Annotated in this window: 29 protein-coding genes; 13 read left to right on the forward strand and 16 right to left on the reverse strand. The window is 74.7% G+C overall.

Annotated features, from left to right (window positions below; genetic code table 11):
• From ACR807_RS27825 to rimP, 4 genes are all read right to left on the reverse strand, one after another.
• Nucleotides 1-309, reverse strand: a 309-nt coding sequence (locus ACR807_RS27825) for a translation initiation factor IF-2 N-terminal domain-containing protein (RefSeq protein ID WP_438924388.1), incomplete at its 3' end; no start/stop codon positions are given.
• 86 nt (nucleotides 310-395) lie between these two features.
• The gene (locus ACR807_RS27830; protein WP_438924389.1) at nucleotides 396-731 is read right to left on the reverse strand and encodes a YlxR family protein; all 336 of its coding nucleotides are present in this window, start codon (nucleotides 729-731) and stop codon (nucleotides 396-398) included.
• A 64-nt stretch (nucleotides 732-795) separates the two neighbouring features.
• Nucleotides 796-1,818: a transcription termination factor NusA gene (gene nusA / locus ACR807_RS27835; protein WP_438924390.1), complete on the reverse strand. Its 1,023-nt coding sequence runs from the start codon at nucleotides 1,816-1,818 to the stop codon at nucleotides 796-798.
• Complete coding sequence (rimP, locus tag ACR807_RS27840; RefSeq protein WP_438924391.1) at nucleotides 1,815-2,339, reverse strand: ribosome maturation factor RimP; 525 nt, start codon at nucleotides 2,337-2,339, stop codon at nucleotides 1,815-1,817. Before rimP ends, nusA begins: the two co-directional genes overlap by 4 nt.
• A gap of 180 nt (nucleotides 2,340-2,519) precedes the next feature.
• On the opposite strand from rimP, the gene ACR807_RS27845 reads away from it, so the two are divergent.
• Together ACR807_RS27845 and ACR807_RS27850 are read left to right on the forward strand one after the other, a co-directional pair.
• Nucleotides 2,520-2,963 (forward strand): hypothetical protein, encoded by a 444-nt coding sequence (locus ACR807_RS27845; RefSeq protein WP_438924392.1) that lies wholly within the window; start codon nucleotides 2,520-2,522, stop codon nucleotides 2,961-2,963.
• The gene (locus tag ACR807_RS27850; RefSeq protein WP_438924393.1) at nucleotides 2,960-3,400 is read left to right on the forward strand and encodes a ferritin-like domain-containing protein; all 441 of its coding nucleotides are present in this window, start codon (nucleotides 2,960-2,962) and stop codon (nucleotides 3,398-3,400) included. Before ACR807_RS27845 ends, ACR807_RS27850 begins: the two co-directional genes overlap by 4 nt.
• 39 nt (nucleotides 3,401-3,439) lie before the next feature.
• Here the strand turns inward: ACR807_RS27850 and ACR807_RS27855 are convergent, their stop codons facing one another.
• From ACR807_RS27855 to ACR807_RS27870, 4 genes are read right to left on the reverse strand one after another with little or no spacing between them, the layout of a single operon-like run.
• A complete protein-coding gene (locus ACR807_RS27855) occupies nucleotides 3,440-4,156 on the reverse strand; it encodes a hypothetical protein (RefSeq protein ID WP_438924394.1) in 717 nt (238 codons plus the stop codon).
• Nucleotides 4,157-4,211: 55 nt separating this feature from the next.
• Nucleotides 4,212-5,219 (reverse strand): aminotransferase class V-fold PLP-dependent enzyme, encoded by a 1,008-nt coding sequence (locus ACR807_RS27860; protein ID WP_438924395.1) that lies wholly within the window; start codon nucleotides 5,217-5,219, stop codon nucleotides 4,212-4,214.
• 7 nt (nucleotides 5,220-5,226) lie between these two features.
• Nucleotides 5,227-5,709: a DUF4442 domain-containing protein gene (locus ACR807_RS27865; protein ID WP_438924396.1), complete on the reverse strand. Its 483-nt coding sequence runs from the start codon at nucleotides 5,707-5,709 to the stop codon at nucleotides 5,227-5,229.
• Between the two features lie 31 nt (nucleotides 5,710-5,740).
• Nucleotides 5,741-6,517: an SDR family NAD(P)-dependent oxidoreductase gene (locus ACR807_RS27870; RefSeq protein ID WP_438924397.1), complete on the reverse strand. Its 777-nt coding sequence runs from the start codon at nucleotides 6,515-6,517 to the stop codon at nucleotides 5,741-5,743.
• A gap of 62 nt (nucleotides 6,518-6,579) precedes the next feature.
• Between ACR807_RS27870 and ACR807_RS27875 the strand changes: the two genes are divergently transcribed.
• The 4 genes from ACR807_RS27875 to ACR807_RS27890 are packed head-to-tail and all read left to right on the forward strand — an operon-like array spanning nucleotide 6,580 to nucleotide 9,486.
• On the forward strand, nucleotides 6,580-6,987 hold the full coding sequence (locus tag ACR807_RS27875; RefSeq protein WP_438924398.1) for a YjbQ family protein: 408 nt from the start codon (nucleotides 6,580-6,582) through the stop codon (nucleotides 6,985-6,987).
• A 26-nt stretch (nucleotides 6,988-7,013) separates the two neighbouring features.
• Nucleotides 7,014-8,123: a DUF8017 domain-containing protein gene (locus ACR807_RS27880; protein WP_438924399.1), complete on the forward strand. Its 1,110-nt coding sequence runs from the start codon at nucleotides 7,014-7,016 to the stop codon at nucleotides 8,121-8,123.
• Entirely contained in the window at nucleotides 8,120-8,809 is a 690-nt protein-coding gene (locus ACR807_RS27885) for a DUF8017 domain-containing protein (protein WP_438924400.1), read from the forward strand. The genes ACR807_RS27880 and ACR807_RS27885 overlap by 4 nt, the downstream gene beginning before the upstream one ends.
• Nucleotides 8,806-9,486 carry an HAD family hydrolase gene (locus ACR807_RS27890; RefSeq protein ID WP_438924401.1) on the forward strand — a complete coding sequence of 227 codons (681 nt, stop codon included), beginning with the start codon at nucleotides 8,806-8,808 and terminating at the stop codon, nucleotides 9,484-9,486. Before ACR807_RS27885 ends, ACR807_RS27890 begins: the two co-directional genes overlap by 4 nt.
• A gap of 4 nt (nucleotides 9,487-9,490) precedes the next feature.
• On the opposite strand, the gene ACR807_RS27895 is transcribed toward ACR807_RS27890, so the two are convergent.
• Nucleotides 9,491-11,242 (reverse strand): proline--tRNA ligase, encoded by a 1,752-nt coding sequence (locus ACR807_RS27895; protein ID WP_438924402.1) that lies wholly within the window; start codon nucleotides 11,240-11,242, stop codon nucleotides 9,491-9,493.
• A 165-nt stretch (nucleotides 11,243-11,407) separates the two neighbouring features.
• On the opposite strand from ACR807_RS27895, the gene ACR807_RS27900 reads away from it, so the two are divergent.
• Both ACR807_RS27900 and yaaA read left to right on the forward strand, forming a co-directional pair.
• Entirely contained in the window at nucleotides 11,408-11,758 is a 351-nt protein-coding gene (locus ACR807_RS27900; protein WP_438924403.1) for a VOC family protein, read from the forward strand.
• A gap of 40 nt (nucleotides 11,759-11,798) precedes the next feature.
• Nucleotides 11,799-12,533 (forward strand): peroxide stress protein YaaA, encoded by a 735-nt coding sequence (gene yaaA / locus ACR807_RS27905; protein ID WP_438924404.1) that lies wholly within the window; start codon nucleotides 11,799-11,801, stop codon nucleotides 12,531-12,533.
• Nucleotides 12,534-12,591: 58 nt separating this feature from the next.
• Here yaaA and ACR807_RS27910 read toward each other — a convergent pair whose 3' ends face one another.
• Nucleotides 12,592-12,819, reverse strand: coding sequence for a hypothetical protein (locus ACR807_RS27910; RefSeq protein ID WP_438924405.1), 228 nt, complete (start codon nucleotides 12,817-12,819; stop codon nucleotides 12,592-12,594).
• Between the two features lie 87 nt (nucleotides 12,820-12,906).
• Between ACR807_RS27910 and ACR807_RS27915 the strand changes: the two genes are divergently transcribed.
• The 4 genes from ACR807_RS27915 to ACR807_RS27930 all read left to right on the forward strand — a co-directional run bounded on the left by ACR807_RS27915 (nucleotide 12,907) and on the right by ACR807_RS27930 (nucleotide 17,757).
• A complete protein-coding gene (locus tag ACR807_RS27915) occupies nucleotides 12,907-13,857 on the forward strand; it encodes a GlxA family transcriptional regulator (protein WP_438924406.1) in 951 nt (316 codons plus the stop codon).
• A gap of 68 nt (nucleotides 13,858-13,925) precedes the next feature.
• Nucleotides 13,926-14,429, forward strand: coding sequence for a hypothetical protein (locus tag ACR807_RS27920; RefSeq protein ID WP_438924407.1), 504 nt, complete (start codon nucleotides 13,926-13,928; stop codon nucleotides 14,427-14,429).
• Nucleotides 14,430-14,838: 409 nt separating this feature from the next.
• Nucleotides 14,839-15,753 carry a serine protein kinase RIO gene (locus tag ACR807_RS27925; protein ID WP_438924422.1) on the forward strand — a complete coding sequence of 305 codons (915 nt, stop codon included), beginning with the start codon at nucleotides 14,839-14,841 and terminating at the stop codon, nucleotides 15,751-15,753.
• Nucleotides 15,754-16,278: 525 nt separating this feature from the next.
• On the forward strand, nucleotides 16,279-17,757 hold the full coding sequence (locus tag ACR807_RS27930; protein ID WP_438924408.1) for a DEAD/DEAH box helicase: 1,479 nt from the start codon (nucleotides 16,279-16,281) through the stop codon (nucleotides 17,755-17,757).
• A gap of 143 nt (nucleotides 17,758-17,900) precedes the next feature.
• Here the strand turns inward: ACR807_RS27930 and ACR807_RS27935 are convergent, their stop codons facing one another.
• On the reverse strand, nucleotides 17,901-18,755 hold the full coding sequence (locus tag ACR807_RS27935) for an ArsR/SmtB family transcription factor (RefSeq protein ID WP_438924409.1): 855 nt from the start codon (nucleotides 18,753-18,755) through the stop codon (nucleotides 17,901-17,903).
• Nucleotides 18,756-18,849: 94 nt separating this feature from the next.
• Here ACR807_RS27935 and ACR807_RS27940 point away from each other — a divergent pair, with 94 nt between their 5' ends.
• Complete coding sequence (locus ACR807_RS27940; RefSeq protein WP_438924410.1) at nucleotides 18,850-19,788, forward strand: hypothetical protein; 939 nt, start codon at nucleotides 18,850-18,852, stop codon at nucleotides 19,786-19,788.
• On the opposite strand, the gene cobA is transcribed toward ACR807_RS27940, so the two are convergent.
• The 5 genes from cobA to ACR807_RS27965 form a co-directional block, all read right to left on the reverse strand.
• A complete protein-coding gene (cobA, locus tag ACR807_RS27945) occupies nucleotides 19,733-20,950 on the reverse strand; it encodes a uroporphyrinogen-III C-methyltransferase (RefSeq protein ID WP_438924411.1) in 1,218 nt (405 codons plus the stop codon). The genes ACR807_RS27940 and cobA overlap by 56 nt on opposite strands.
• A 70-nt stretch (nucleotides 20,951-21,020) precedes the next feature.
• Nucleotides 21,021-21,320, reverse strand: coding sequence for a hypothetical protein (locus ACR807_RS27950; RefSeq protein WP_438924412.1), 300 nt, complete (start codon nucleotides 21,318-21,320; stop codon nucleotides 21,021-21,023).
• An 81-nt stretch (nucleotides 21,321-21,401) separates the two neighbouring features.
• A complete protein-coding gene (locus ACR807_RS27955) occupies nucleotides 21,402-22,190 on the reverse strand; it encodes a S1 family peptidase (protein WP_438924413.1) in 789 nt (262 codons plus the stop codon).
• Between the two features lie 101 nt (nucleotides 22,191-22,291).
• On the reverse strand, nucleotides 22,292-23,551 hold the full coding sequence (locus ACR807_RS27960; protein WP_438924414.1) for a cobalamin biosynthesis protein: 1,260 nt from the start codon (nucleotides 23,549-23,551) through the stop codon (nucleotides 22,292-22,294).
• Entirely contained in the window at nucleotides 23,548-24,432 is an 885-nt protein-coding gene (locus tag ACR807_RS27965; RefSeq protein ID WP_438924415.1) for a bifunctional cobalt-precorrin-7 (C(5))-methyltransferase/cobalt-precorrin-6B (C(15))-methyltransferase, read from the reverse strand. Before ACR807_RS27965 ends, ACR807_RS27960 begins: the two co-directional genes overlap by 4 nt.
• Between the last annotated feature and the right edge of the window lies 1 nt (nucleotide 24,433).

Below are 24,433 nucleotides of genomic sequence, written 5' to 3' on the forward strand. Positions count from 1 at the left end.
GGCCATCGGCTTCGGACCGGGCACGGGGCGCGGGCCGGGCTTGCCGGCGGGCACGCCGGGGCGCGGGGCGTCGCCGCCGCCGTTGGTCGCGGGGACCTGCGGCTTCGGCGGTGCCGGACGGGCGCCGGACGACTTCGGCTTGGAGTCGTTCTTGGCGTAGGCGTCGCGCAGTCGCCGGGCCACGGGGGCCTCGACGGTGCTGGACGCGGACTTCACGTACTCGCCCTGGTCGGCGAGCTTGGTCAGCAGTTCTTTACTCGTGACACCGAGCTCTTTGGCGAGCTCGTGCACGCGGGCCTTGCCTGCCACTGCACTCCTCTGTGAGGGAGGCCGGCGGCAGTCCCGTCGACCTCGTCTTATCGTCGCGCGTTCATGTCTTCAGCTTCACGGCTGACTCATGACGGGTCGACCTGCTTCCTTGCTTCCTGCTGGTCACGGGGCGATCCCGCGACCTCCTGGCGGTGCTGCTCGAAGTGTTCCCGCAAGCCTTCGACGTCGAGCGGACCCTGGACCCGGAAGGCCCTGGGGAACGCCCGTCGCTTCTCCGCGTTGCGGAGGCAGTCCGGATCGGGGTGCAGCCATGCTCCCCGCCCCGGCAACCGTCGGCGCGTGTCCGGGACAACCGTCCCGTCCACGACCACCACGCGCAGCAGCTCGGAGGGCAACGCCCGGGAGCGGCACCCTATGCACGTGCGGACCGGGCCGTAGGGCGTTGAACCGCCGTTCGGCATGAGGTCGTCGTGCGTGGAAACCGATCCCCGACGTTGAACCACTGAGAAGTCTATCCCCTAATGCCTATTCAGCCGAACCGGACGTCGCCGCACCCGCCGGAGCAGCGCCTCCGGGCTCCGCGTCGGAGCGGATGTCGATGCGCCAACCGGTCAGCCGGGCGGCCAGCCGGGCGTTCTGGCCCTCCTTGCCGATGGCGAGGGAGAGCTGGAAGTCCGGCACGACGACCCGCGCCGTCTTGGCGCGTTCGTCGAGCACCCTGACGGAGACAACCTTCGCAGGCGACAGGGCATTCCCGACGAACGTGGCGGGGTCGTCCGAGTGGTCGATGATATCGATTTTCTCGCCCGCGAGCTCGCTCATGACGTTGCGCACACGGGCGCCCATCGGGCCGATGCAGGCGCCCTTGGCGTTCACGCCGGAGACCGTGGAGCGGACCGCGATCTTCGAACGGTGACCTGCCTCACGTGCCACCGCGGGGATCTCCACGGTGCCGTCCGCGATCTCCGGGACCTCCAGCGCGAAGAGCCTGCGCACGAGGTTCGGGTGGGTGCGGGAGAGGGTGATCTGCGGGCCGCGCTGGCCGCGGGACACGCCCACGACGTAGCACTTGAGCCGCGAGCCGTGCTCGTAGGACTCCCCGGGCACCTGCTCGGCCGGGGGCAGCACGCCCTCGGTGTCGCCGACCTGGACGACCACCATGCCGCGGGCGTTCGCGCGGGCGTCGCGCTGCACGACGCCGCCGATGATCTCGCCCTCCTTGGCGGAGAACTCGCCGAAGGTGCGCTCGTGCTCGGCGTCGCGCAGGCGCTGGAGGATCACCTGGCGGGCGGTGGTGGCGGCGATGCGGCCGAACCCCTCGGGGGTGTCGTCCCACTCCTCGGCCACCGAGCCGTCCGGGTTGAGCTCCTGGGCGAGCACGCGGACCACGCCGTTCTTGCGGTCGATCTCGACGCGCGAGTGCGAGTGGTGGCCGTCGGTGTGCTTGTAGGCGGTGAGCAGGGCGGTCTCGATGGCTTCCAGGACCGTGTCGAAGGGGATGTCCTTGTCCCGTTCGATCGCCCTGAGAGCGGCGATGTCGACGTTCACTCCGACTCCTCCTTCAGGTGCTTGCCCTCCAGGAGCGCGAGCTCCTCGACGGGCGGTTGCTTGAACTCCACTTCCACGGCGGCGCGCTCGATCGTCGAGTACTCGACGCGGCGCAGCTCGCCCTTGACCAGCAGCACGACCCCGGTGTCGTCCGCGTCGCCGACCCGGCCGAACCACTCGACCTGGTCGGGTTGCTTGACCTTCACCAGGCGCAAGCGGTTGCGCTTCCAGTGGCGCGGCCTGGTCAGCGGGCGGTCGGCGCCCGGCGAGGTGACCTCAAGCGTGTACGGGCCGGCGATGAGGTGCTCGTTCGCGTCGAGGGCGGCGGACACGGCGCGGCTCGCCTGGGCCACCTCGTCCAGCCCGATCCCCTCGTCGCCGTCGACGACCACCTTCACCAGCCTGCGACGCCCAGCCTGGTTCACGTCGAGCAGTTCGAGGTCGAAGCCGATGGCCTCGACCGCCTCCCGCACGACGGGGGTTAGCTGCGCGGCGAGTTCTCCGCGCGGCGGGCTGGACACGTGGTGACTCCTCGTATTCGCGTGTGCAGGGGCAAGGGCGGAGGGCATGACTGCCCCGGTCGACGCTGCACTCGCCGGCCGTGGTCGCCCAGACTATCTGGTCCCGGCGGGGGCGCACGTCCCACGGGCGGGTGGCCGGGTGGCTCGGCGCCCCTCCCGGCTCTGGCAGGATCGGAACCCGTGATCGGTGAAACGGCGTTCAGCAGGCGGGGGGTGCTGCTGGCGGCGGTCGCGGCGCCGCTGGTGGTCGCCTGCACCCCCGAGCCCCCTCCCCCTCCGCCCCCGGACGTGCTGGAGGGGCTGGTGGAGGCCGCGCTGGCGGACGCCGCCCTGGCCGCGGCGGTCGGCGCGGCGGAGACGGCCGCGGCGCGGGCCGAGCACGCCGACCGGTTGCGCGCGGAGGTCGAGCGGGCGACGCCCCGGGTGCCGGGGTCCACGACGCCGTCCTCGCCGCCGCCCTCGGTGGCGGCGCTCGCGGGTGGGACCAGGGAGACGTTGGTGACATCGCTGCGGGCGGCGCAGAAGCAGGCGGGCGACCTGGCGGTGACGGTGGGGTCGCACCGGGTGGGGTTGGTCGCCTCGGTGGCGGCCGGGTGCGCGAGCTTGGTGGAGGCGCTGTCGTGAGCGTTGTCGTGAGCGTCGACGCGGTGCAGGACGCGTTGGGGGCCGAGCACGCGGCCGTGTGGACGTACGGGCTGGTCAGCGCGTTCATCGACCAGCAGGCGGCGGCCGTGGCGGAGGGGGCCGACGCGCACCGGGCGCGGCGGGACACCACCGAGCGGTGGTTGCGGGACCGGGCGGCGACGCCCCGGCCGCCCGCGGCGGCGTACCTGCCGCCCCAGCCGGTGGACAGCGCGGCGGCGGCCGTGGCGGCGCTGATCGCGGTGGAGACGGACGCGTGCGTGGCGTGGCGCGGGGTGCTGGAGCGGACCGACGACGGCGAGCTGCGGCGGTCGGCGCTGGACGCGTTGACCACGTCGGCGGTGCGGGCCACCCGGTGGCGCAAGGTCGCCGGGGTCGCGCCGTCGTCGATCGCGATGCCGGGCGCCGGGGTCGGCTGACCACCGGTCCCCGGAGGTCAGCCGGCGGTCAGCCGGGGGTCAGGTGATGAGGTCGTCGGCGAGGCGCATGGCGTCGAAGCTGATCTTCTTCATCAGTCGGTTGTGCTCGGCCTCGTTGGCGCCGTGCTTGAGCGAGTCCGACTCGATGATGACCAGGTCCCGGTCCTTGAGCTGGGCCGCGAAGCCGCCGTTGCCCAGGGTGGTCAGGCCCTCGACCTTCACGGCGCCGTCCTTGACCAGGTCGTTGACGTTGCCGGTGCCGTCGCGGCTGGTCAGGTCCTTGAGCTTGGTGGCGTCCTCGGCGGTCTTCATCCGCACGACCGACACCGACGTGTAGACCGTCACCCCGTCGGGGGTCTTCGTCGTGTACAGGCCGCGGGTCAGCTGCAGGCACGGGGTGGCGGTCAGGAACGCCCTGGTCTCGCCGTAGGCGTGCGACGCGCAGTCGCTGTCCTTGAGCGGTTCGGGGACCTGCGCGGAGGTGGCGAAGGTGAACTCCCCCGCCGGCGCGGACGTGGGGGCGGGCGTGCCGGTGGGTGTGTCGTCGGGCATGACCAGCAGCCACACCAGGCCGGACACCACGGCCACGCCGAGCAGGCCGGCGGCCTTCACGAGCAGGCCGCGGCGGGAGGGCCGCGGTGGTGGCGGCGGCGGTGGCGCGGGTGTGGTCAGCAGGGAGTCCAGCTGCCCGATCTCGGACGGCCGCCACAGGGGGGCGGTGTCCGAGGGGCGGATCGGGGAAATCCGCTGCGTCACCTCTTCGGGTGATTCGGGAGGAACCGACACAAAGACCCACGGTAACGGAAGGCCGTCAGCGGAGCGCTTCGAGCACCGCGTCGACGTCCTCGGCCGTGTTGTAGAGGTGGAACGCGAGGCGGACCCGGCCCGCCCGGAGGCTGGAGCGGATGCCGGCGGCGGCCAGTCGCCCGCTCGCGCCGGGGAGGTCGAGGGAGACGATGGGCGTGCTCGCCGGGGGCAGGTCCAGGGCGGTGAGCAGGGAGTTCGCCAGGGCGACGGCGTGGTCGCGGACCTCCGCGAGGTCCAGGCCGGCCAGGTAGGGCAGGGACCGGGCGGCGCCGAACTGGGCCAGCCAGACCGGGGAGAGGTCCAGGCGGCGGGCATCGGGGGCCAGGCGCAGGGGCAGGCCGTAGACGGAGGTCCAGGGGTCGTCGCCCGCGTACCAGTTGGCGGCGGCGGGGACGGTGCGGGCCAGCGCGCCCGGCGAGCAGGCCAGCCAGGCGCAGCCCCTCGGGGACAGCAGGAACTTGTAGCCGGCGGCCACCACCCAGTCGGCCCAGCCCAGGTCCAGCGGGGTCCAGCCGACCGCCTGGGTGGCGTCCAGCAGGACGGGGACGCCGGTGGCGCGGAGGGCCGCGAGGTCCACCGCCCGGCCGTCGGCGGACTGGACGACGCTCACCGCGACGAGGTCGTGGCGCGGCGCCTCGGCGGGGAGGTCGTCGAGGTCCGCTTCGGTGATCCGCAGGCCGCGGGCCGCGAAGGGGAAGGTGAGGCTGGTGAAGTCGCCCTTCGCGACGAGGACCGAGGTGGTGGGCGGGACGCTCGCGGCGACCAGGGCGACCAGCTGGGACACCGAGGCGCCGGACGCGACGCGGTCGCGGGGGACGCCGACCAGGCGGCCGAACGCCTCGCGGGCGGCGGTGACGTGGGGGTCTGCGGTGCTGCCGGTGTCCAGGCCGGTGGACCAGCGGTGGACGGCGTCGGCGACGGCGGCCGCGGTCGGCGTGGGCGGCACACCGACCGCGGCCGTGTTCAGGTAGCCGAGGGGGACGTCGAAGGTCGTTCCGAAGGCGTCGCGCACGCGGTCATCAGACGGCCTGCGGGGCGTCGGTGTCCACCGACTTCCGGGGGCGCTTGCGGCGGGCGTAGACCTGCTTGCGGACGCGGGCGACCACGGCGCCGGCCTCGTCGGTGACCGTGTTCTCGAACCAGACGAGGGCCTTGTCGCCGTCGCGGGTCAGCGCGCGGATCTCGTCGAGGCGCTCGTCGGTGAGGTGGAACTCGGCGGTGACGGTGCCCCGGCCCGGCGCGACGAACTCGATCTCGCCCGCCTTGTCCCAGACGACGTGCTCGCGGCCGAGGTGGTGCAGGACGAGCAGCATCCAGAACGGGTCGGTCATGGCGAACAGCGAGCCGCCGAAGTGGGTGCCCACGTAGTTGCGGTTCCACCGGTGCATGCGCAGGCGGACCTTGGCGCGGCGGTAGTCGTCGGACAGCTCCACGACGCGGATGCCGGCGAAGAGGAACGGCGGCCACAGGTTCATGCCCCGACGGAGGTGAGATGCCTTCACGGACCTGATGTTACCGGCGGGTAGGGCAGGATCAGTGCAGGCTGATCACGTTCTTCGTCACTGCCGCGGCCTCGTCCGAGCAGAGGAAGGCGACGACCTTCGCGACGTCCTCCGGCTGGGAGACGTCGTGCTGGGCGCGGACCGCGTCGTTGACCCAGCCGGTGTCGGTGACACCGGGCTTCACGACGTTGGACGTGACGCCGTGCGGCCACAGCTCGGCGGCGGCGGACATGGCGTAGTTGTCGAGCGCCGCCTTCGCCGCGCCGTAGGTCACCTCGCTGGGGAACCCGAGGGGACCGCCCGAGGTGAGGCCGACGATGCGGCCCCAGTTGCCGCCGCGCGCGATGTGCCGGCGGGCGAACTCGGCGATCATCAGCGCGCCCGCGCGGGCGTCCACGGCGAACTGCGCGTCGAACGCCTGGGGCGTGACGGCGCGCAGCACCCGGCCGAACCGGTCGGTCTCGGCGGCCAGGAACGTGTCCTGCACCCAGCTGGAGGCGTTGTTGACCAGGACGTCCACCGGGCCGAAGACGTGCTCGGCCACGTCGAACAGGCGGGCGGGCGTCAGCGGGTCGGCGAGGTCGGCCTCGACGGCGTGGGCCCTGCCGCCCGCCTCGGCGATGGCGGCCACGACGTGGTCGGCGTTCGACTCGCGGGCGGTGAAGTACTCGGGCGGGGTGCTCGGGTCCGGCGCCGGGGCGAAGCGCAGGAACGTGACGAGGACGTTCACCCCCCGCGCCGCGAGGGCCTTGGCCGTGGCCGCGCCGATGCCCTGGTTGGCGCCCGTGACGATCGCGGTGTGGATCACACCGGTGATCCTGCCCGACGGCCCGCGGGCGCGGCAGGCGATTTTTGGGCAGGGTGTGGGTCATGCGCAGCGAGGAGATCGAGATCCGCACCGGGTCGGACGAGGTCGTGCACGACCTCACGCGGGCGTGCGAGGAGTTCCTGGCCGACGTGGGGGGCGACGGGCTCCTGCACGTGTGGGTGCCGCACGCCACGGCGGGCCTCGCCGTGCTGGAGACCGGGGCGGGCAGCGACGACGACCTGCTGGCCGCGCTGAAGGACCTGCTGCCCGCCGACGGGCGGTGGCGGCACCGGCACGGGACGCCCGGCCACGGCCGCGACCACGTGCTGCCCGCCCTGGTGCCGCCGTACGCGACGATCCCGGTGCTGGGCGGTGTGCTCGCGCTCGGCACGTGGCAGTCGGTGTGCCTGGTGGACACCAACGTCGACAACCCCGTGCGCAAGGTCCGGCTGAGCTTCCTCCCGGGCTAGGCGCGACCTCGGGGTACGGTTCACCGGTGACTTACCCAGGTGACGGGCAGACCGGCTGGGGCGGCCAGTCCAACCAGGGCGACCAGGGTGACTGGGCCCGCCCGCAGCCGCAGGGCGGGTATCCGCAGCAGGGGCAGCAGGGCTACGGGCCGCCGCCGGAGTACGGGCAGCAGCCGGGCTACGGGCAGCAACCGGAGTACGGGCAGCAGCCGGGCTACGGGCAGCAACCGGAGTACGGGCAGCAGCCGGGCTACGGGCAGCAGCCGGAGTACGGCGGGCAGCCGGGCTACGGGCAGCAGCCGGGGTACGGCGGGCAGTACCCGCAGCAGGGGTTCGGGTCCTACGGCGGGCTCGGCGTGTTCTCCGGCGGGGACGAGCCGCCGCCGCGCAAGGACAGGACGAGGCTGTGGATCGCCGTCGGGGCGGTCGTGCTGGTGCTCGTCGGCGGCGGGCTGACGACGTACTTCCTGACCAGGTCCGGGTCCACCCCGGCCGCGCAGGCGTCGAGCGGCTCCCCCGGCCCGACGACCACGACCACGACCGCGCCCAGCACCACGAGGTCCACCGAGGCCGGGCCGTCCTGCGAGGCGGCGAAACCGGACTGGAACTGCCTGCCGGTGCCCGCCCTGTCCTACAGCTACGACGTGCCCAAGGGCTGGTCCCCGGCGGGGGGCTCGGCGAACGTCGAGGGCATGGCGGACGTGAAGCTCACCGGCCTCACGCTGACCGGCGCCTACGACTGCAAGGGCAACGGCTTCACCCGCGGCGGGGCGGGCGGCGTGGTCGTGCCCGCCGGCGACCTGGCGGCGGTGGCCGGGGACTTCGCGCAGAAGCTCGGCACCCAGTTCTACAACTCGGCCCCGCGGTTCGACGTGAAGCTCGGCGAGCCCAAGCCGGTGAAGCTCACCGGCGACGTCGTGATCGAGGGCGTGCAGGTCGACGCGACCATCACCACGTCCGGCAACGAGTGCCTGGCCACCAAGGGCGTGGTGAAGGTCCTCGTGCTCAAGGGCGACCCCGGTTTCCACGTGTTCATGGCCAACGGCGACCTGGAGGGCGGCCCCGCCGAGCCGAAGCCGCCCACCGAGGCCGACCTCCAGGCCATGGTCGACTCCGTGAAGCCGCTGGAGCGGTGAGCTACACCGGTTTCGGGGTCTACCAGCAGCCGCCGGCCCCGCGGAAGCCGAACCGGGCGCCGCTGTGGGTGGCGCTCGGGGTCGTCGGCGCGCTCGCGGTGGGCGGCGCGGTGGCGCTGGTCGTGGCGGGCACCGGCGACGAGCCCGCCGCCCCGCCGCCGTCGCCGTCGTCCCCGGCGGCCCCGGCGTGGCAGGTGGTGGAGGACTCCCGGTCCGGCCTCGCCTACGAGCTGCCGCCCGGGTGGGAGTCGCGGGGCGGCGGGTCGTCGGGGCGGATCGCGCTCGGCTCGTCGTACGTGTCACGGCCGTTCGAGTGCCGGGGCCGCTCCATGATCCAGGCCCAGGCGGTGGCCGGGTCGGTCGTCGACGACGACCCGGAACAGGTCGGCACCGAGCTGGTGCGGCGGCTCGCGACGAGCGGCTACAGCGCGGACGGCGCACCGCCCGAGGTCGGCGAACCGCGGGTCGCGGGCGACGGCGACCGGGTCGTGGTGAGCGTCGGCGTCACGCCGAAGTCCGCCAACGCCTGCTACGCGCCGAGGGCGACGATCACGGCGGTGGCGGTGCGCGACGGCGACGAGGTGGCGGTGTTCGCCCTCAACGTCGCCGAGGGCGGCCCGCACGCGGCCGAAGGACCGTCGGAGGACGACGTGGAACGCATCCTGGGGAGTGTGGAGCTGTCGTGAACACCCTGGTGCTGTGGGACATCGACCGCACCCTGGTCGACGCGGGCGGGCTCGGCGTCGACTGGTACCGGACGGCGCTGCGCGCGGCGGCCGGCCTGGACATGGTGCGCGAGCCGGACTTCGCCGGGCGCACCGAGCGCGCCATCACGCTGGAGCTGCTGGCGCTGCACGAGCTGGACGCCACCGAGGAGCTGATCGCCCGGCTGCACGACGAGCTGATCGACGCGGCGCGGCGGCAGCACGCGCTGCTGACCGAGCGCGGGCGGGCCCTGCCCGGCGCGCTGGAGGTGGTGCGGGCGCTGGCCGGGCGCGACGACGTCGTGCAGACCCTGGTGACCGGCAACCTGGTGGAGGTCGCCCGGTTCAAGCTCGCCCCGTTCGGCCTGGACGAGCACCTCGACTTCGACATCGGCGGCTACGGCACGCTGTCCGAGCACCGGCCCGAGCTGGTGCTGGAGGCGGTGCGGCTGGCGTCGGCCAAGCACGGCCGCGAGTTCCGCGCCGTGGTCGTCGGCGACACCCCGCACGACGTGGACGCCGCGCTGCGCCACGGCGCCGTCGCCGTCGGGGTGGCGACGGGCCGCAGCAGCGCGGAGGAGCTGCGGGAGGCCGGCGCGCACGTGGTGCTCGCCGACCTGTCCGACACGGACGCCGTGCTGGCGGCCGTCCTCCCCTAGCCGCTCAGGCGCCCTGGCCCCGCACGACCTCGACGAGGTGGCTCACGGCGTCGTCCACGGCCACCTCGACGCGCTCGCCGGAGCGGCGGTCCTTGACCTCGACCAGGCCGTTGGCCAGGCCGCGGCCGACGACGAGGATCGTGGGCACGCCGATCAGCTCGGCGTCGGCGAACTTCACGCCGGGGCTGGCCTTGCGGTCGTCCAGCAGCACCTTCAGGCCCCGCGCGGACAGCTCGCCGGCCAGCTTCTCGCCGCCCGCGAGGAGCGTCTCGTCCTTGCCCGCCACGACCAGGTGCACGTCGAACGGCGCCACGTTGCGGGGCCAGATCAGGCCGCGCTCGTCGTGGCTCTGCTCGGCGATGGCCGCGACCAGGCGGGACACGCCGATGCCGTAGGAGCCCATGGTGATGCGGATGGGCTTGCTGTCCGGGCCCAGCGCGTCGAGCTGGAACGCGTCGGCGTACTTGCGGCCCAGCTGGAAGATGTGCCCGATCTCGATGCCGCGCGCGGCGACCAGCACGCCCTTGCCGTCGGGCGACGGGTCGCCCTCGCGCACCTCGGCGACGTCGATCACGCCGTCCGGGGTGAAGTCGCGGCCCACGACCAGGTCCACCACGTGGTGGTCGGCCTTGTCCGCGCCGGTCACCCAGGCGGTGCCGCGCACGACCCGCGGGTCGGTCAGGTACCGCACGCCGTTGGCCTGGAGCGCGCCCGGGCCGATGTAGCCCTTGACCAGGAAGGTGTTGCGGGCGAAGTCCTTCTCGTCCAGCATCGCGACCTCGGCGGGCTCCAGCGCCGCCTCCAGGCGCTTGAGGTCCACCTCGCGGTCGCCGGGCAGGCCGATCGCCAGCAGCTCCCAGTCGCCGCCAGGGACCCTGGTCTTCACCAGGACGTTCTTGAGGATGTCCGCGGCGGTGAAGGCGCGGTCGGTGTTGGCGTTGAGGAAGTCCACCAGGGACTCGATGGTCGGCGTGCTCGGCGTGTGGTGGACCTGCGCCCCGGGCTTGGTCGCCGGGTCCTGCTCGGCGGGGGCGGGCGTGGTGACCGCCTCCACGTTCGCCGCGTAGCCGGACTCCGTGCTGCGCACGAACGTGTCCTCGCCGGTGGGCGCGACCGCCAGGAACTCCTCCGACGCCGAGCCGCCCATCGCGCCCGACGTGGCGGAGACGATCACGTACTCCATGCCGAGGCGGTCGAAGATGCGGATGTAGGCGTCGCGGTGCTGCCGGTAGGAGTGGCTCAGGCCCTCGTCGGTGAGGTCGAACGAGTACGAGTCCTTCATGACGAACTCGCGGCCGCGCAGGATGCCCGCGCGGGGGCGCGCCTCGTCGCGGTACTTCGTCTGGATCTGGTACAGCGTGACCGGGTAGTCCTTGTACGAGGAGTACTCGCCCTTCACGGTGAGCGCGAACAGCTCCTCGTGGGTGGGTCCGAGCAGGTAGTCGGCGCCCTTGCGGTCCTTGAGGCGGAAGATGTTGGGGCCGTACTCGGTCCACCGGCCGGTGGCCTCGTAGGGCTCCTTCGGCAGCAGCGCGGGGAACTGGATCTCCTGCGCGCCGAACGCGTCCATCTCCTCGCGCACGACCTGCTCGATGTTGCGCAGCACCCGCAGCCCCAGCGGCAGCCACGAGTAGCCGCCCGGCGCGACCCGCCGCACGTACCCGGCGCGGACCAGCAGCTTGTGGCTGGGGACTTCGGCGTCGGCCGGGTCCTCGCGCAGGGTGCGCAGGAACAGCGACGACATCCTCGTGATCACGGTGGGTGCTCCTCGTGGCGCTGGTTGTCCGGCAAGGGTAGTGAACGGCGTCCGCGCAGTTCCAACGGGTTCCGCCCGGCGCGGAACCCTCGCGCCCGGCCGCCGCCGGGCCGCGGTCGGCGGCGGGGCCCGGCGTTGTCGGTGGTCGGGTCTAGCGTCCCCGGGATGGGCATCGACATCGACACGATCACGATCGACACGACCGACCCGCACCGGTTGGCGGAGTTCTGGACCAGGGCGCTGGGCACGTCGGTGGAGCACGACTGGGACGGGTACCTGGTCCTCGCGCCCACCGCGGGCGGGCGGGTGCGGCTGGGCATCCAGCGGGTGGACGACCCGGTGCCGGGCAAGAACCGCGTGCACTTCGACGCCCACGTGGAGGACCGCGCGGCCGAGGTGGCGCGGCTGGTGGGGCTGGGCGCGGAGGTGGTGTCGGAGCACAGCGTGCCGGGGCTGGGCTGGACGGTGCCGGCCGACCCCGACGGCAACCGGTTCTGCGTCGGCCAGTCGGACTGAGGGCGGGGGCGCGGGGGAGCGGGTACTAGGCTGCCCGGTCGTGCTGGTGCTGCTCCCCCCGTCGGAGACCAAGGCCGTCGGTGGTGCCGGCGCGCCGCTCGACCTCGACCTGCTGTCGCACCCCGGGCTGACGCCCGTGCGGGCGAAGCTGGTGGACGCGCTGGTGGAGCTGGCGGCCGACGTGCCGGCCTGCCTGGCCGCGCTCGGGCTGTCCGAGCGGCAGGCGGGCGAGGTGGAGCGCAACGCGCGGCTGCGGGGGTCGCCGACGATGCCGGCGCTCGCCCGCTACACCGGGGTGCTGTACGACGCGCTGGCGCTCGACTCGTTCACCAAGGTCGAGCGGGCGCGGGCGTACGAGCGGCTGGCGGTGGCCTCGGCGCTGTTCGGGCTGGTCGGCGGCGGGGACCCGATCCCGGCCTACCGGTTGTCCGGCGGCAGCGCCCTGCCGTCGGTGGGTCCGCTGGGCGCGCTGTGGCGGCCCGCGCTGGAGCCCGTGCTGGCGGGTGCCGGGTTCGTGGTGGACCTGCGGTCGAGCCCGTACACCTCGCTGGCCCGGGTTCCCGACGCGGCGGTCGTGCGGGTGGTCACCGAGGGCGACGGCGGGCGGCGGGTCGCGGTCAGCCACTTCAACAAGGCCCACAAGGGCCGGCTCGCGCACGCCCTGGTGAGGTCGCGCGCCGAGCCGGGTGACCTCAGGGGGGTGGCGAAGGTCGCCGTGAAGGCCGGGCTGCGGGTCGAGGTGACCGGGCCGGGGACGGCCGACCTGGTGGTCTGAGCCGGGGCCGGCCGCGCTGAGCCGGGTCGTGCTGAGCCGGGTCGCGCCCGGCCCGGGGCTAGCAGGAGCAGGCGACCTGCGCGGAGCTGGTGGTCCGGGTCCGGGGAGCGGGCCGGGCGGGTTCCGTGCGCACGGCGGCGGCGCGCAGGTCGGCGCGCAGGCGGACCAGGTCGCGGTCGTCCACGTCGGTGCTGCCGGCCAGGTGGGCGCGGTGGGTGGTGTGGTTGCGCTCCAGGCCGTAGACGACGAGCGCGAGGACGGCCAGGGCGGTGAGGATCGCGGTCATGGCACCAACTGTGCGATGCGCAAGAAGCTGCCACCACTGGCAGTTGTGCCGTTGTGCGTCAAAATCCAGCCAAGTACCGTGGCGGACATGCTGAGCACCGTCGCCACCGTCGTCGTCGACGGCCTGGCGCCCTTCGAGTTCGGCGTGGTCTGCGAGGTCTTCGGCGTCGACCGCTCCGAGGAGGGCGTGCCGGCGTTCGACTTCCGGGTCTGCGGCGAGCGGCCGGGCGAGCCGGTGCGCACCGACGTCGGCGTGTCCCTCGTCCCCCACCTCGGCCTGGACGCCCTGGAGGGCGCCGACCTGGTCGTCGTGCCCGCCGCCGGGGTCCGCGACGAGTACCCGCCCGCGGTGCTCGACGCGGTCGTCCGGGCCCACGCGCGGGGCGCGACGCTGCTGTCGGTGTGCAGCGGCGCGTTCCTGCTCGGCGAGGCGGGCCTGCTCGACGGCCGGCGCTGCACGACGCACTGGCGGTACGCGCGGGAGTTCGCCGAGCGGTTCCCGCGCGCCGAGGTCGACCCCGACGTGCTGTTCGTCGACGAGGGCGACGTGGTGACCAGCGCGGGCACCGCGGCGGGCATCGACGCGTGCCTGCACCTGGTGCGCCGGGAACTCGGCTCGACCGTCGCGGGTGTCATCGCGCGCCGCATGGTCGTGGCCCCGCAGCGCGACGGCGGCCAGCGCCAGTTCATCGAGCTGCCCACCCCGCAGCACCAGGCCGACAGCCTGCAACCGGTGCTCGCGTGGCTCCAGGACCGGCTCGACGAGGAGCACACCGTGGCCGGGCTCGCCGAGCAGGCCAACATGTCCGAACGCACGTTCGCCCGCCGGTTCGCCGCCGAGACCGGCACCACCCCGCACCGCTGGCTCACCACGCAGCGCGTGCTGCGCGCCCGGCAGCTGCTGGAGGAGACGCGGCTGACCGTCGAGGACGTGGCGCACCGCTCCGGGTTCGGCTCGGCGGCGCTGCTGCGCCACCACTTCACGTCCGCCGTGGGCCTGTCGCCCAAGGACTACCGGCGGTCGTTCTCCCGGACCTGACCGGCCAAACGCGTGACGGAGCGCAGCGAGGTGTCACCAGTCGTGACGCGGGTGTCAGAATGGCCCGCGTGAGCCCCGACACACCAGGCGACACACCCGCCGAGACCGTCACCCCCGCCCTCCTGGGGGGGATCACCGAGGACCTGCGCACCCACCCGCTCGACGCGCCCGAGGCGCTCAAGCTGGTCTGGTCCGGGCTGTGCGCGGCCCGGCTGCTCGGCCTGCGGCTGGCCGCGACGGACGGCGACCGCCGGCGGTTCCAGCGCAACGCGGAGTCCGTCGAGCACCAGCTGGCCCGGGACCTCGGCACCTCGTCGACGTTCACCGGCACCGCGCTCGCGCTGCCCGACGACGACAGCCCGTGCCCGCTGGCCGAGCACGAGGTGGACGAGGCGCTCGACGCGCTGGTGGAGTTCAGCTCGGTCGCCCGGCGGCGGATGCTCGCCACCGCGCCCCGGGCGGCGCGGTGGCACGACGAGCGCGTGCTGCGGCACGACTCGCTGGTGATGGGCGAGCTGGCGGCGGCGTGGCTGGGCCACCGCACCAGCTACCGCGTGGACCGCTCGCGCTGAGGACCCGCGCCGCCCACGCCGCTCCGGTGGACCCGTCGAGCGCGGTCGGTCCCGGTCCCGTCGAGATCCGGCCCGTCTAAATCCGGTTGCGGGCGCACGGGGGCGCGGGGGAACCTGTGCGGGCAAGCGTCGCAGCGCCGGCGGTGGAAGCCGCGGCGGACCAGAGGAGGTGCCAGATGGTGATTGCCGTCCGGGACGTGGCACCGACCCGTCCGCCCGCCCCGCTCGCCTGACGCGGACCACCCACGCCGCGCCGGGTGCGGGGGCGACCACCCCCACCTCACCTGGAGCACATCCAGTGCGCGAGCACGACGTCGACATCGACACCAACGACCTTCGGCACGACCACTTCCAGCACGACGACCTCCAGCACGACGACTTCGAGAGCGCCTTCGACCACGCGGACGACCTGGGCTGGCAGTCCAGGAAGGCCGGGAGGGCGCGTCGCCGCGAGGACGTCGACCCGGCCCGCCGGGGCCGCCTCACCGAGGAGGCCAAGGACCGCCTGGCGCAGGTGCGCGAGGACGCGGCGGTCGAGGACGCGCCGCCCGAGGGCGACCGCTGGTCCACCTGGGGCGACGCCGACCAGGGCCCCGAGCCGTACCCGTCGTGGCTGGTCACGGACCTGTCCGCGGTGGACCGCGAGCTGGGGGTCGTGAAGACCGGCAAGGAGGCGGACGTCTTCCTGCTGGAGCGGTGGACGCCCGGCACCGACCGGACGTGCCTGCTGGCCGCGAAGCGGTACCGCAGCAACGACCACCGGCTGTTCCACCGGGACGCCGGCTACCTGGAGGGCCGCCGGATGCGGCGGTCGCGCGAGATGCGGGCGATGGGCAACCGCAGCGCGTTCGGCCGCAACCTCATCGCGGAGCGGTGGGCGGTGGCCGAGTTCGCGGCGCTGAGCACGCTGCACCTGTTGGGCGCGCCGGTGCCCTACCCGGTGCAGCGGGACGGCACCGAGCTGCTGCTGGAGTTCATCGGCACCGACGGGTCCGCCGCGCCCCGGCTCGCCCAGCTGCGGCCGGAGCCCGACGAGCTGCTCGGCCTGTGGCGCCAGCTGGTCGAGGCACTGCACCTGATGGCCTCGGCGGGCCTCGCGCACGGCGACCTGTCGGCGTACAACCTGATGGTCCACGACGGCCGGCTGGTCGTGATCGACCTGCCTCAGGTGGTGGACCTGGCGGCCAACCCGCGCGGGCCGGAGTTCCTGGAGCGCGACGTGCGCAACGTCGCGGCCTGGTTCACCTCCCGCGGCCTGGCACCGGAACTCGCCGAGCCGCTGGAGGTCACCGAGGCCCTGCTGGAGACCGCCGGACTGCGGTGACGAACGGTCCCGCGACGGTTTCCCGCAGCGGCTCCCGCAGCGGCTCCCGCAGGGGTCCCGAGCACGGTTCCCGGCACGCGTCGCCTCGTGGCGCGTGCCGGGCCCGGCCGCCACCGGCCCCGGTTCACCCGTTCGGACGTGGCCGCGCCGCCGTTCGCCGCCGCCCGGCCCGTACCGCGGAGACTTCGTCGGGTCCACCGCCCGACCACCACCGACCCCGCCTCCCACCTGCGCTTCCGCCGTTCCCGACGGCCGCCGGCGGCACCCGTGCGACGCCTCCGCCCGCATTCCGTGTTCCTCGCTACACGGTCGTGGTGGCGAACTCGGTCGCGTGATCGGCTAGACTGAGTGGTGCACCGCCCGGTGGCGCCACGAAGCGCCCCAGGCCGCCAGAGTGGCCGGTGGTGCTTCCAACCACTATCGGCGCGGTCCGCGCGCCGGGCCCGTCCCCGCGATTCGCGCCTGCGCACCCATGCAGAGCAATCTCCGAGACGTGCCTTGTCCCGGAGGTTTGATTTGCCCACCATGTCCCAAGGCCGTTCCGAGCGCCCGCAGTTCCGCAAGTCCCGCAGCAGGCGCCCTGGCCAGGGCAACCGTCGTCCCGCCCCCATCGCGGAGCAGGCGACCACCATGTTCGACGACGTCGAGAACATCATCCCCGACGGTCCGCTGCCCTCGTTCGCCGAACTGGGCCTCGCCGACGAGCTGCTGGTCGCGTTGAGCAAGGCCGGCATCACCGAGCCGTTCCCGATCCAGGCCGCCACCCTGCCCGACGCCATGGCGGGCCGCGACCTCCTGGGCCGCGGCCAGACCGGGTCGGGCAAGACGCTCGCCTTCGGCCTGGCGCTGCTGTCCCGCCTGGCCGGTGGCCGGGCGAAGCCGCTCAAGCCGCGCGCCCTCGTGCTGGTGCCGACCCGCGAGCTGGCCATGCAGGTGGAGGAGGCGCTGTCCCCGTTCGCGCGCTCCCTCGGCCTGTGGTGCCGGACCATCGTCGGCGGCACGTCGTTCCCGCGCCAGATCGACGGGCTGCGCCGCGGCGTCGACCTGCTGATCGCCACGCCCGGTCGGCTGTCCGACCACGTGCGGCAGGGCACGGCCGACCTCTCCGAGGTCATGTTCACCGCGCTCGACGAGGCCGACCAGATGGCGGACATGGGCTTCATGCCGCAGGTCCGCGCCATCCTCGACCTGACGCCGCAGGACGGGCAGCGCCTGCTGTTCTCCGCGACGCTCGACGGCGACGTGGACAAGCTGGTCCGCCAGTACCTGCACGACCCGGTCGTGCACTCGGTCGCGGCGGCCACCGGCAGCGTGACGACCATGGAGCACCACCTGCTGTTCGTGTCCGCCGAGGACAAGCAGAACGTGGTGACCGAGGTCGCCGCCCGCGAGGGCCGGACGATCATGTTCGTGCGCACCAAGCACCACGTCGACCGCCTGGCCAAGAAGCTGCGGTCGATGGGCGTCCACGCGGGCGCGCTGCACGGCGGCAAGGCGCAGAGCGCCCGGACCCGCGTGCTCGGCCAGTTCCGCGAGGGCTCCATGCCGGTCCTGGTCGCCACGGACGTGGCGGCGCGCGGCATCCACGTGGACGACGTGAGCCTCGTCGTGCACGTCGACCCGCCGGCCGACCCGAAGGACTACCTGCACCGCGCGGGCCGCACCGCGCGCGCGGGCCAGTCGGGCACGGTCGTCACCCTGGTGACGCACGACCAGCGCCGCGCCGTGCAGGGCCTCACCGCCCGCGCGGGCATCCGGCCGGCCTCCACCAAGGTCCGCCCGGGTGACGAGGACCTGATCCGCATCACGGGCGCCCGCACGCCCAGCGGCGTCCCGGTCGTCGAGCCGGAGACCCCGATCCGCGCCCGCCGCGGCGGCGGTGGCGGTGGCGGTGGCGGCCCGCGCCGCGCCGGTGGCGGCCAGTTCCGCGGTGGTCGCCCGGAGCGCGACCGCTCGGCCGGCGGCTCCGGCCGCCCGCGCCGCGCCGTGGCGACGCAGCACTGACGCACTGATCGACCGCGAACGCCCGGCCCTCCCAGGGTCGGGCGTTCGCGCTTTCCGCCGCGGCACGACGGGTCGCGCTCCCCCGGCACCCTTCCCGCGTCCTCACCGACCCGGCCGCTACCCGGTTCGACGCCCGATCGCCCTCACCCCAGCAGCGCGTCGGCGCGGGCGGTGCGCATGTGCAGCACGTGCCGGCCCTCGCGGCGCGTCGTCACCAGGCGCGCGGCGCGCAGGACGGCCACGTGCTGCGACACCGCGCCCGCCGTGACGTCCAGCGCGGTCGCCAGGTCGGAGGTGCTGCGCGGGGCCTCCAGGAGCGTCAGCAGGCGGGCCCTCGTGCGGCCGATCAGGGCGGCCAGGTCCTGCGGCGCGTCGCGGTCCTCCCACAGGGTGCCGATGCCGCGCGCCGGGTAGCGCAGCACGCCCTGCCCCACCGGGTCGAGCGCGATCCACGCCTTGGGCCAGCAGAACGCGCTGGGGCACAGCACCAGGCCGTGCTCGGCCAGGTCCACCCGGTGCTCGGGCTTGCGGTGCAGCACCAGTTCGCCGTCGGCCCACGTGACCTCCGGGTGCAGCTCGGCGAACACCGCCTCCACGCCGTGGGACGCGAGCGTGGCCGCGCGCGCCGCGATGTCGGCCTCCAGCACGGCGGTGATCCGCTTCCAGTGCGGTGCGACGACCGCCGCGTGGCAGCGCCTGATCACGTCGGCCTCCACCGGCGGCACGGTGCGCAGCTCCGCCTCCAGGTCGGGCGCCCGCACGTCCGGCACCGGCAGCAGGTCGGCGGGTTTCGCCGGCCCCGCCAGCCTGGACAGCAGCGCGTCGAGGCCGTCGACGCCGGCCAGCCGCTCCCGCGCCCACCGCACCCACGGCCCGTGCACGGCGTGCCCGCCGGGGTCGCGCAGCCCGTCTACCGCCATCACCGTCTCGAACACCGGCGAGTAGGCGAACCTGACCTTCGCCAGTCCCACGCCGGCGAGCCGCACCTGCACCGCCACCCGGTCAGCCTAGGTCGGCACTGGTGCCCGCCCCACCCCGCAACGGCCGGCCGGCACCAGTGAGCCGGGGGTCCCCGCCGGGGAGGCTGCTGCCATGACGAGGAACTGGCACCGCCCGACCCTGTGGTCGGCCGCGGTGATGGGGGTGTTCGCCGTCGCCTTCGCGGTGGCGGCGGTGGTGGACGGGCGGCTGCTGGACGGGGCGCCGCTGTGGGTGAAGCCGCTCAAGTTCGCGCTGGCGCTGGCGGTGTACGCGGCGACGCTGTCGTGGATGCTGTCGCTGCCGCACCGGGGCAGGCGGTGGACGTCGGGGCTGGCCACGGCGGCGGTGGTGATCCTGCTCTTCGACGTGGGCCTGGTGGTGATGCAGGCGGTGCGCGGCACGTTCAGCCACTACAACCTGTCCGACGACGCCTACAACCGGCTGGTGGGGTTCGGTTTCTCCACCACGATCCCGGTGATGTTCCTGGCGAACGCGGCGCTGGCGGTGGTGCTGTCGTTCCAGCGGTTCGCCACGCCGGACGTGCGGTGGGCCGTGCGCGGCGGCCTGTGGCTGGCGACGGCGGGCATGTTCAGCGGCTACCTGATGTTCGCGGCGGGCAAGCGCACCACCACCGACGCGGCGGGCCGCGTCGTCGAGCTGTCGGGCGGGCACTCGGTGGGCGTGGTCGACGGCGGCCCGGGGATGCCGTTCACCGGGTGGAGCACCACGGGCGGCGACCTGCGCGTGCCGCACTTCGTCGGGATGCACGGCCTCCAGGTGGTCGTGCTGGTCGCGGTCGGGCTCATCGCCCTCGGCGTGGCCGAGCGGACGCGCACGCGGCTGGTCGCGGTGACCGTGCTGGGCTGGACCGGGCTGTTCGCCGTGCTCACCCGGCAGGCGCTGCGCGGCGAACCGCTCGTCCACCCCGGCGGGGAGACGCTGGTCGCGCTCGCCGCGCTGGCCCTGCTCGTCGCCGCCGGGGTGGTGTGGTCGCTCAGGAGCGGAACGGCAGCTCCGCGGCGAGCCCCGCTACCGGTCCCACCACGATGATCGCGGGCGGGCGGATGCCGTGCCCGGCGATGTCCTCGGCCACCGAGTCCAGGGTGGACCGCACGACCTTCTGGGTGCGGGTGCCGCCCTCCTGGACGACCGACACCGGGGTGTCGCCGGGCCGCCCGGCGCGCAGGGCCGCCGCGAACGCCCCCGCCCGCTCCACGCCCATCAGGATCACGACGGTGCCGCGCAGCCGCGCCAGCGCGTCCCAGTCGACCAGCGAGCGCGGGTCGTCCGGGGCGACGTGGCCGGACACGACCACGACCTCGTGCGCCACCCCGCGGTGCGTCACCGGCACGTCGGCCAGCGCGGGCACGCCGAACGCGCTGGTCACGCCCGGCACGACGGTGACCGGCACGCCCGCCTCGGCGCACGCGATCAGCTCCTCGAAGCCGCGGCCGAACACGTACGGGTCGCCGCCCTTGAGCCGCACCACGAACTTGCCCGCCTTGGCGTGCTCGACGAGCGTGGTGTTGATGAAGTCCTGGCTGGCCGCCCGGCCGTAGGGGATCTTGGCCGCGTCGACGACCTCCACGTGCGGCGGCAGCTCGTCGAGCAGCTCGCGCGGCGCGAGCCGGTCGGCGACCACGACGTCCGCGCGGGCCAGCAGCCGCCGCCCGCGCACCGTGATCAGCTCGGGGTCGCCGGGGCCGCCGCCGACCAGGGCCACCCCGGCCGGCTGGTCGTGGTGGTCGGCGATCGAGCCGTCGCGCAGGGCCGCGAGCAGGCCGTCCCGCACGCCCGCCGAGCGCCGGTGCTGACCGCCCGCGAGGACGCCCACCAGCAGGCCGTCGTGCTCGCCCGCGGCGGGGGTCACGGCGGTGCCCTTCACGGCGACGTCCGCGCGCACGCAGAACACCCGCCGCTGCTCGGCGTCCGCGGTGATCCGCGCGTTGACCTCGGGGTCGGAGGTGCAGGCCAGCACGTACCAGGCGCCGTCCAGGTCGCCGTCGGCGTAGGGGCGGGCGTGCCAGACGGCCTCTCCGCCGTCCACGAGGCCCTGGACCGCCGGGGTCACCTCGGGCGAGATCACCTCGACCCGGGCGCCCGCCGCGACCAGGCGGGGCAGGCGCCGCTGGGCGACCGTGCCGCCGCCCACGACGACGACCCTCCGTCCGGTCAGGTCCAGGCCCACGAGGTAGTGCTGTTCACCGTGCATGGGTAGAAGCATCCACACCAGACATGCCCTGTCCAACGTGCGTGCTCCACATCACCAGCAGGTGGGACGGCTACTCCTCCTCGATCTCGGCGCCCACCGCCTTCGCCGGGCCGGTGCACGACGCGCCGATCGTGCGCTTGCCGCCGGAGATCGTGGTCCACGGGCTGCGGGAGAACCGGTTGTCGTCGCAGGCGACGACGAGCCGGAACGTGCCGTGCCCGCTGCACCAGCCGGTGCCGACGGTCTCGTTCACCGACGTGCCGCACGAGTGCAGGCCCTCGGGCTCGGCCGGCGCGGCACCCGCCGCGGCGGGGAGGGCGGCCGTCACCAGGGCGGCCATCACCAGGACAGTCGTGAGCGGGGAGCGCATGTCCCCGATGGAACACGCGGGACGTGCCCACGTCCGGGACCTCACCCGGACGTGGGCACGTCGTCGTGCGGTGGTGACGGGTTACAGCTGGGCCGTGATCGTCGAGTGGTACGTGGCGATCCGGGCGTACACACCGGGGTAGCCGGCGCCGGCGCAGCCGCGGCCCCACGAGGTGGCGCCGATCAGCTTGCCGCCCGCGACGAGCGGGCCGCCGGAGTCGCCCTGGCAGGTGTCCACGCCGCCCTGCGGGAAGCCGGCGCACACCATCGCGGTGGCGATGTAGCTCGACCCGTACGCCGTGCGGCAGGTGGCGTCCGAGGTCAGCGGCACGGTGGCGCCGAGCAGGTAGCGCGACGCCGAGCCGCCCGAGGAGGTGGTGCCCCAGCCGAGGATGGTGGCGTTGGTGCCCGCCGCGTACAGCGCCGTGTCGGACGGCGTGGCCAGCGGCAGGTACGGCGACGGCAGGCTGGTGCCCAGGGTCAGCACGGCCACGTCGTAGCCCGAGGTGGCGGTGCGGTAGCTCGGGTGCACCCAGATCCGGCTGACCGTGGCCACGGTGCCCGCCGTGCTCTGCTTGTCGTCGCGGCGGTGCACCACGCGGGTGCTGGACGCCGAGCGACCGCTCACGCAGTGCGCGGCGGTGACGACCTTGGTGGCGCCCACCAGCGTGCCGCCGCAGAACTGGCCGCCGGAGGACGTGGCCAGGTACACCACCCACGGGTAGGTGCTGGTCGACACCCGGGACCCGCCGACGATGAACGGCGAGACGTCGTCCGAGGTCTGCGCGTTCGCGGGCGCGACGGTCATCAGGGCCACGGCCGCGACGGCCGCGGCCAGGGCGGTGATCAGGCGATGCAGGGTTTTCGCCATGTCGGTCCTTCCGTGCAGGGACGCGCCGGGTGGCGCGCTCCTCCCTGCCTAGGACCAAGCGGGCAGGGCCGACAACCACCTTTAGGAGGCTGCGCGCGGCTTCACAGTTGACTGCCGACGCCTGTCACGCGAACGACATCCGCGTGTACCGTGCCCGCAACAACCGGCCCCCGCCCGGGCCCGACGAACGCCACCGCCGCGCCGGACTCGGCCAGCGCCACCGCGCCGTCGGCCCGCACCCGGGTGCCCGGCCGCAGCAGGTGCCGCACCTGCGCCACGCACTCCTCGCTGCCCACCACGACCGACGCCCGCCGCAGCTCGGCCTCGGCGCGCGGCGTGCGGTCGTCCGCGCCGCCCGGCCCGAGGCCCACCAGGGCCAGCCGGCCGCGCGGCAGCACGCGCGCGGCGGCCACCGTGACGCCGTCGCCCTTGGCCTTCTCCGCGGCGATCTCCACCCGGCCGCCGGCGGACAGCTCGACCGCGCCGCGCAGCGCCGCCGCCTCGGCCACGCTGGGGATGCCGATGGCCAGCTCCGCCGGGTTCGGCACCGGGACGACCGCCAGCTCCTCGCCCGGGTAGGACAGCAGCGGCGCGGTGGTCGAGCCGTGCCAGAAGCCCCAGTCCTCCAGGGCGTCGGCGATGCCCTGCTCGGCGACCTTGCGGTCCAGGGTGGCGAACGCGCGGACCGCGCGCAGGTCCAGCCCCTCGTCCTCCTCCAGCCGGGCCAGCGCGGCCGACACCGCCGACGCCGGCACGCCCGTGCCGGAGCCGACGCCGACGACGAGGGTGCGCGGCACGATCCGCACCACGCGCTCCTTCGGCGGCCCCTCCGGGACGCGGTCGTCCACCAGCACGGTCCAGCCGGTCGCGTGGCCGCGGTGCACCACGTTGTCCGGCAGCGCGGGCAGCGGGAAGCCGAGCGGGTTGAGCAGCAGCACGGGCTCGCCGCGCCGCAGGGCCTCGCCGCACCCGGCCAGGTCGCCGTCCGCGGTGGCGTCCAGCAGCTCCACCAGCTCGTCCAGCGGCGAGCCCGCCGAGGCGGAGGTCACCACGGCCCGCAGGCCCAGCACGTCGGCGACCCGTTCGGCCAGCGCGTCCGCGCCGCCCAGCAGCGACACCGCGTACCCGGCGTCGACGCAGACCACGCCGGGGTCGGACCGCTCGTCGCGCAGCAGCGGCGCCACCAGGCGCACGGCGGCCTCCGTGCCGAGGAAGAACACCGCCGCGCCCAGCCGGGGCCACAGGGCGCGCAGGGCGGGCCCCACCGGGCCGTCGGGCAGCACCGCGTCCGGGCCGAGCAGGCCGGCCAGGTCGGCGGCGGCCCGCCGCCCCGCCTCGCCCGCGGCGAACACGCCGATCACGCCGTCGTCCTCCCGTCGCCCGCGCCGAACCGCGGCGCGGTGTCCTTCTTCGTGCCCCACAGGACGGTCACCGGGTTGGTGGCCAGCAGCACGCCACCGGTGAGCCGGGCCGCGGAGAGCTGGCTGCCCCCGACCTCGTAGCCCGCGTCGAGCAGCGCGTCCCGGGACGGCACGACGCGGTCCAGGTCGGGGGTGGCCACCACGACCCGCCGCGCGCCGGAGCGGGCGACGTGGCGGACCGCGTCCGCGCCGCCGCCGCCCACGAACACCGCGTCGGGCGCGGGCAGCTCGCCCGCCTCCGCCAGCTCGGCCTCCACCACCCGCACGTCCACGCCGTGCGCGGAGGCGTTGGCGATGATCCGCACGCACTGCACGGGGTCGCGCTCCACGGCGACGACGGCCGCGCCGAGGCGGGCGCACTCGACGCCGACCGCGCCGGGTCCCGCGCCGACGTCCCACACCAGCACGCCGGGGCGCGGGGCGAGCCGGGCCAGCACCAGCGCGCGCACCTCGGCCGCGGCGACCATGCCGTCGCGGTGCGCGAAGTCGTCGTCGGGCAGCGCCCACCCGCCGGGCGAGGGCGCGAAGGCGCTCTCCGCCAGGCACAGGACCGGGCCGGGCTCCTCCCAGCGGCGCACCACCGCGTCCGCCGGATCCACTGTGGACAGACCGGCGGCGGACCGGACGACCAGCGTGCGGCGCCACCCGGCGAGGTCGCGCGCCAGCGCGGCCGGGTCCGCGCCGGACACCACCACGGCGGGCCTGGCCCGGCACACGTTCACCGCGTGCCGCTCCCCGACCGCGGCGGCGTCCACCACGACCACCTCGTCCCAGGACCGACCGGCCCCGGTGACGAACTCGTGCAGCGCGACGACGTCCACG

This window comes from Saccharothrix sabaoui, assembly GCF_051756985.1.
Taxonomy (GTDB): domain Bacteria; phylum Actinomycetota; class Actinomycetes; order Mycobacteriales; family Pseudonocardiaceae; genus Actinosynnema.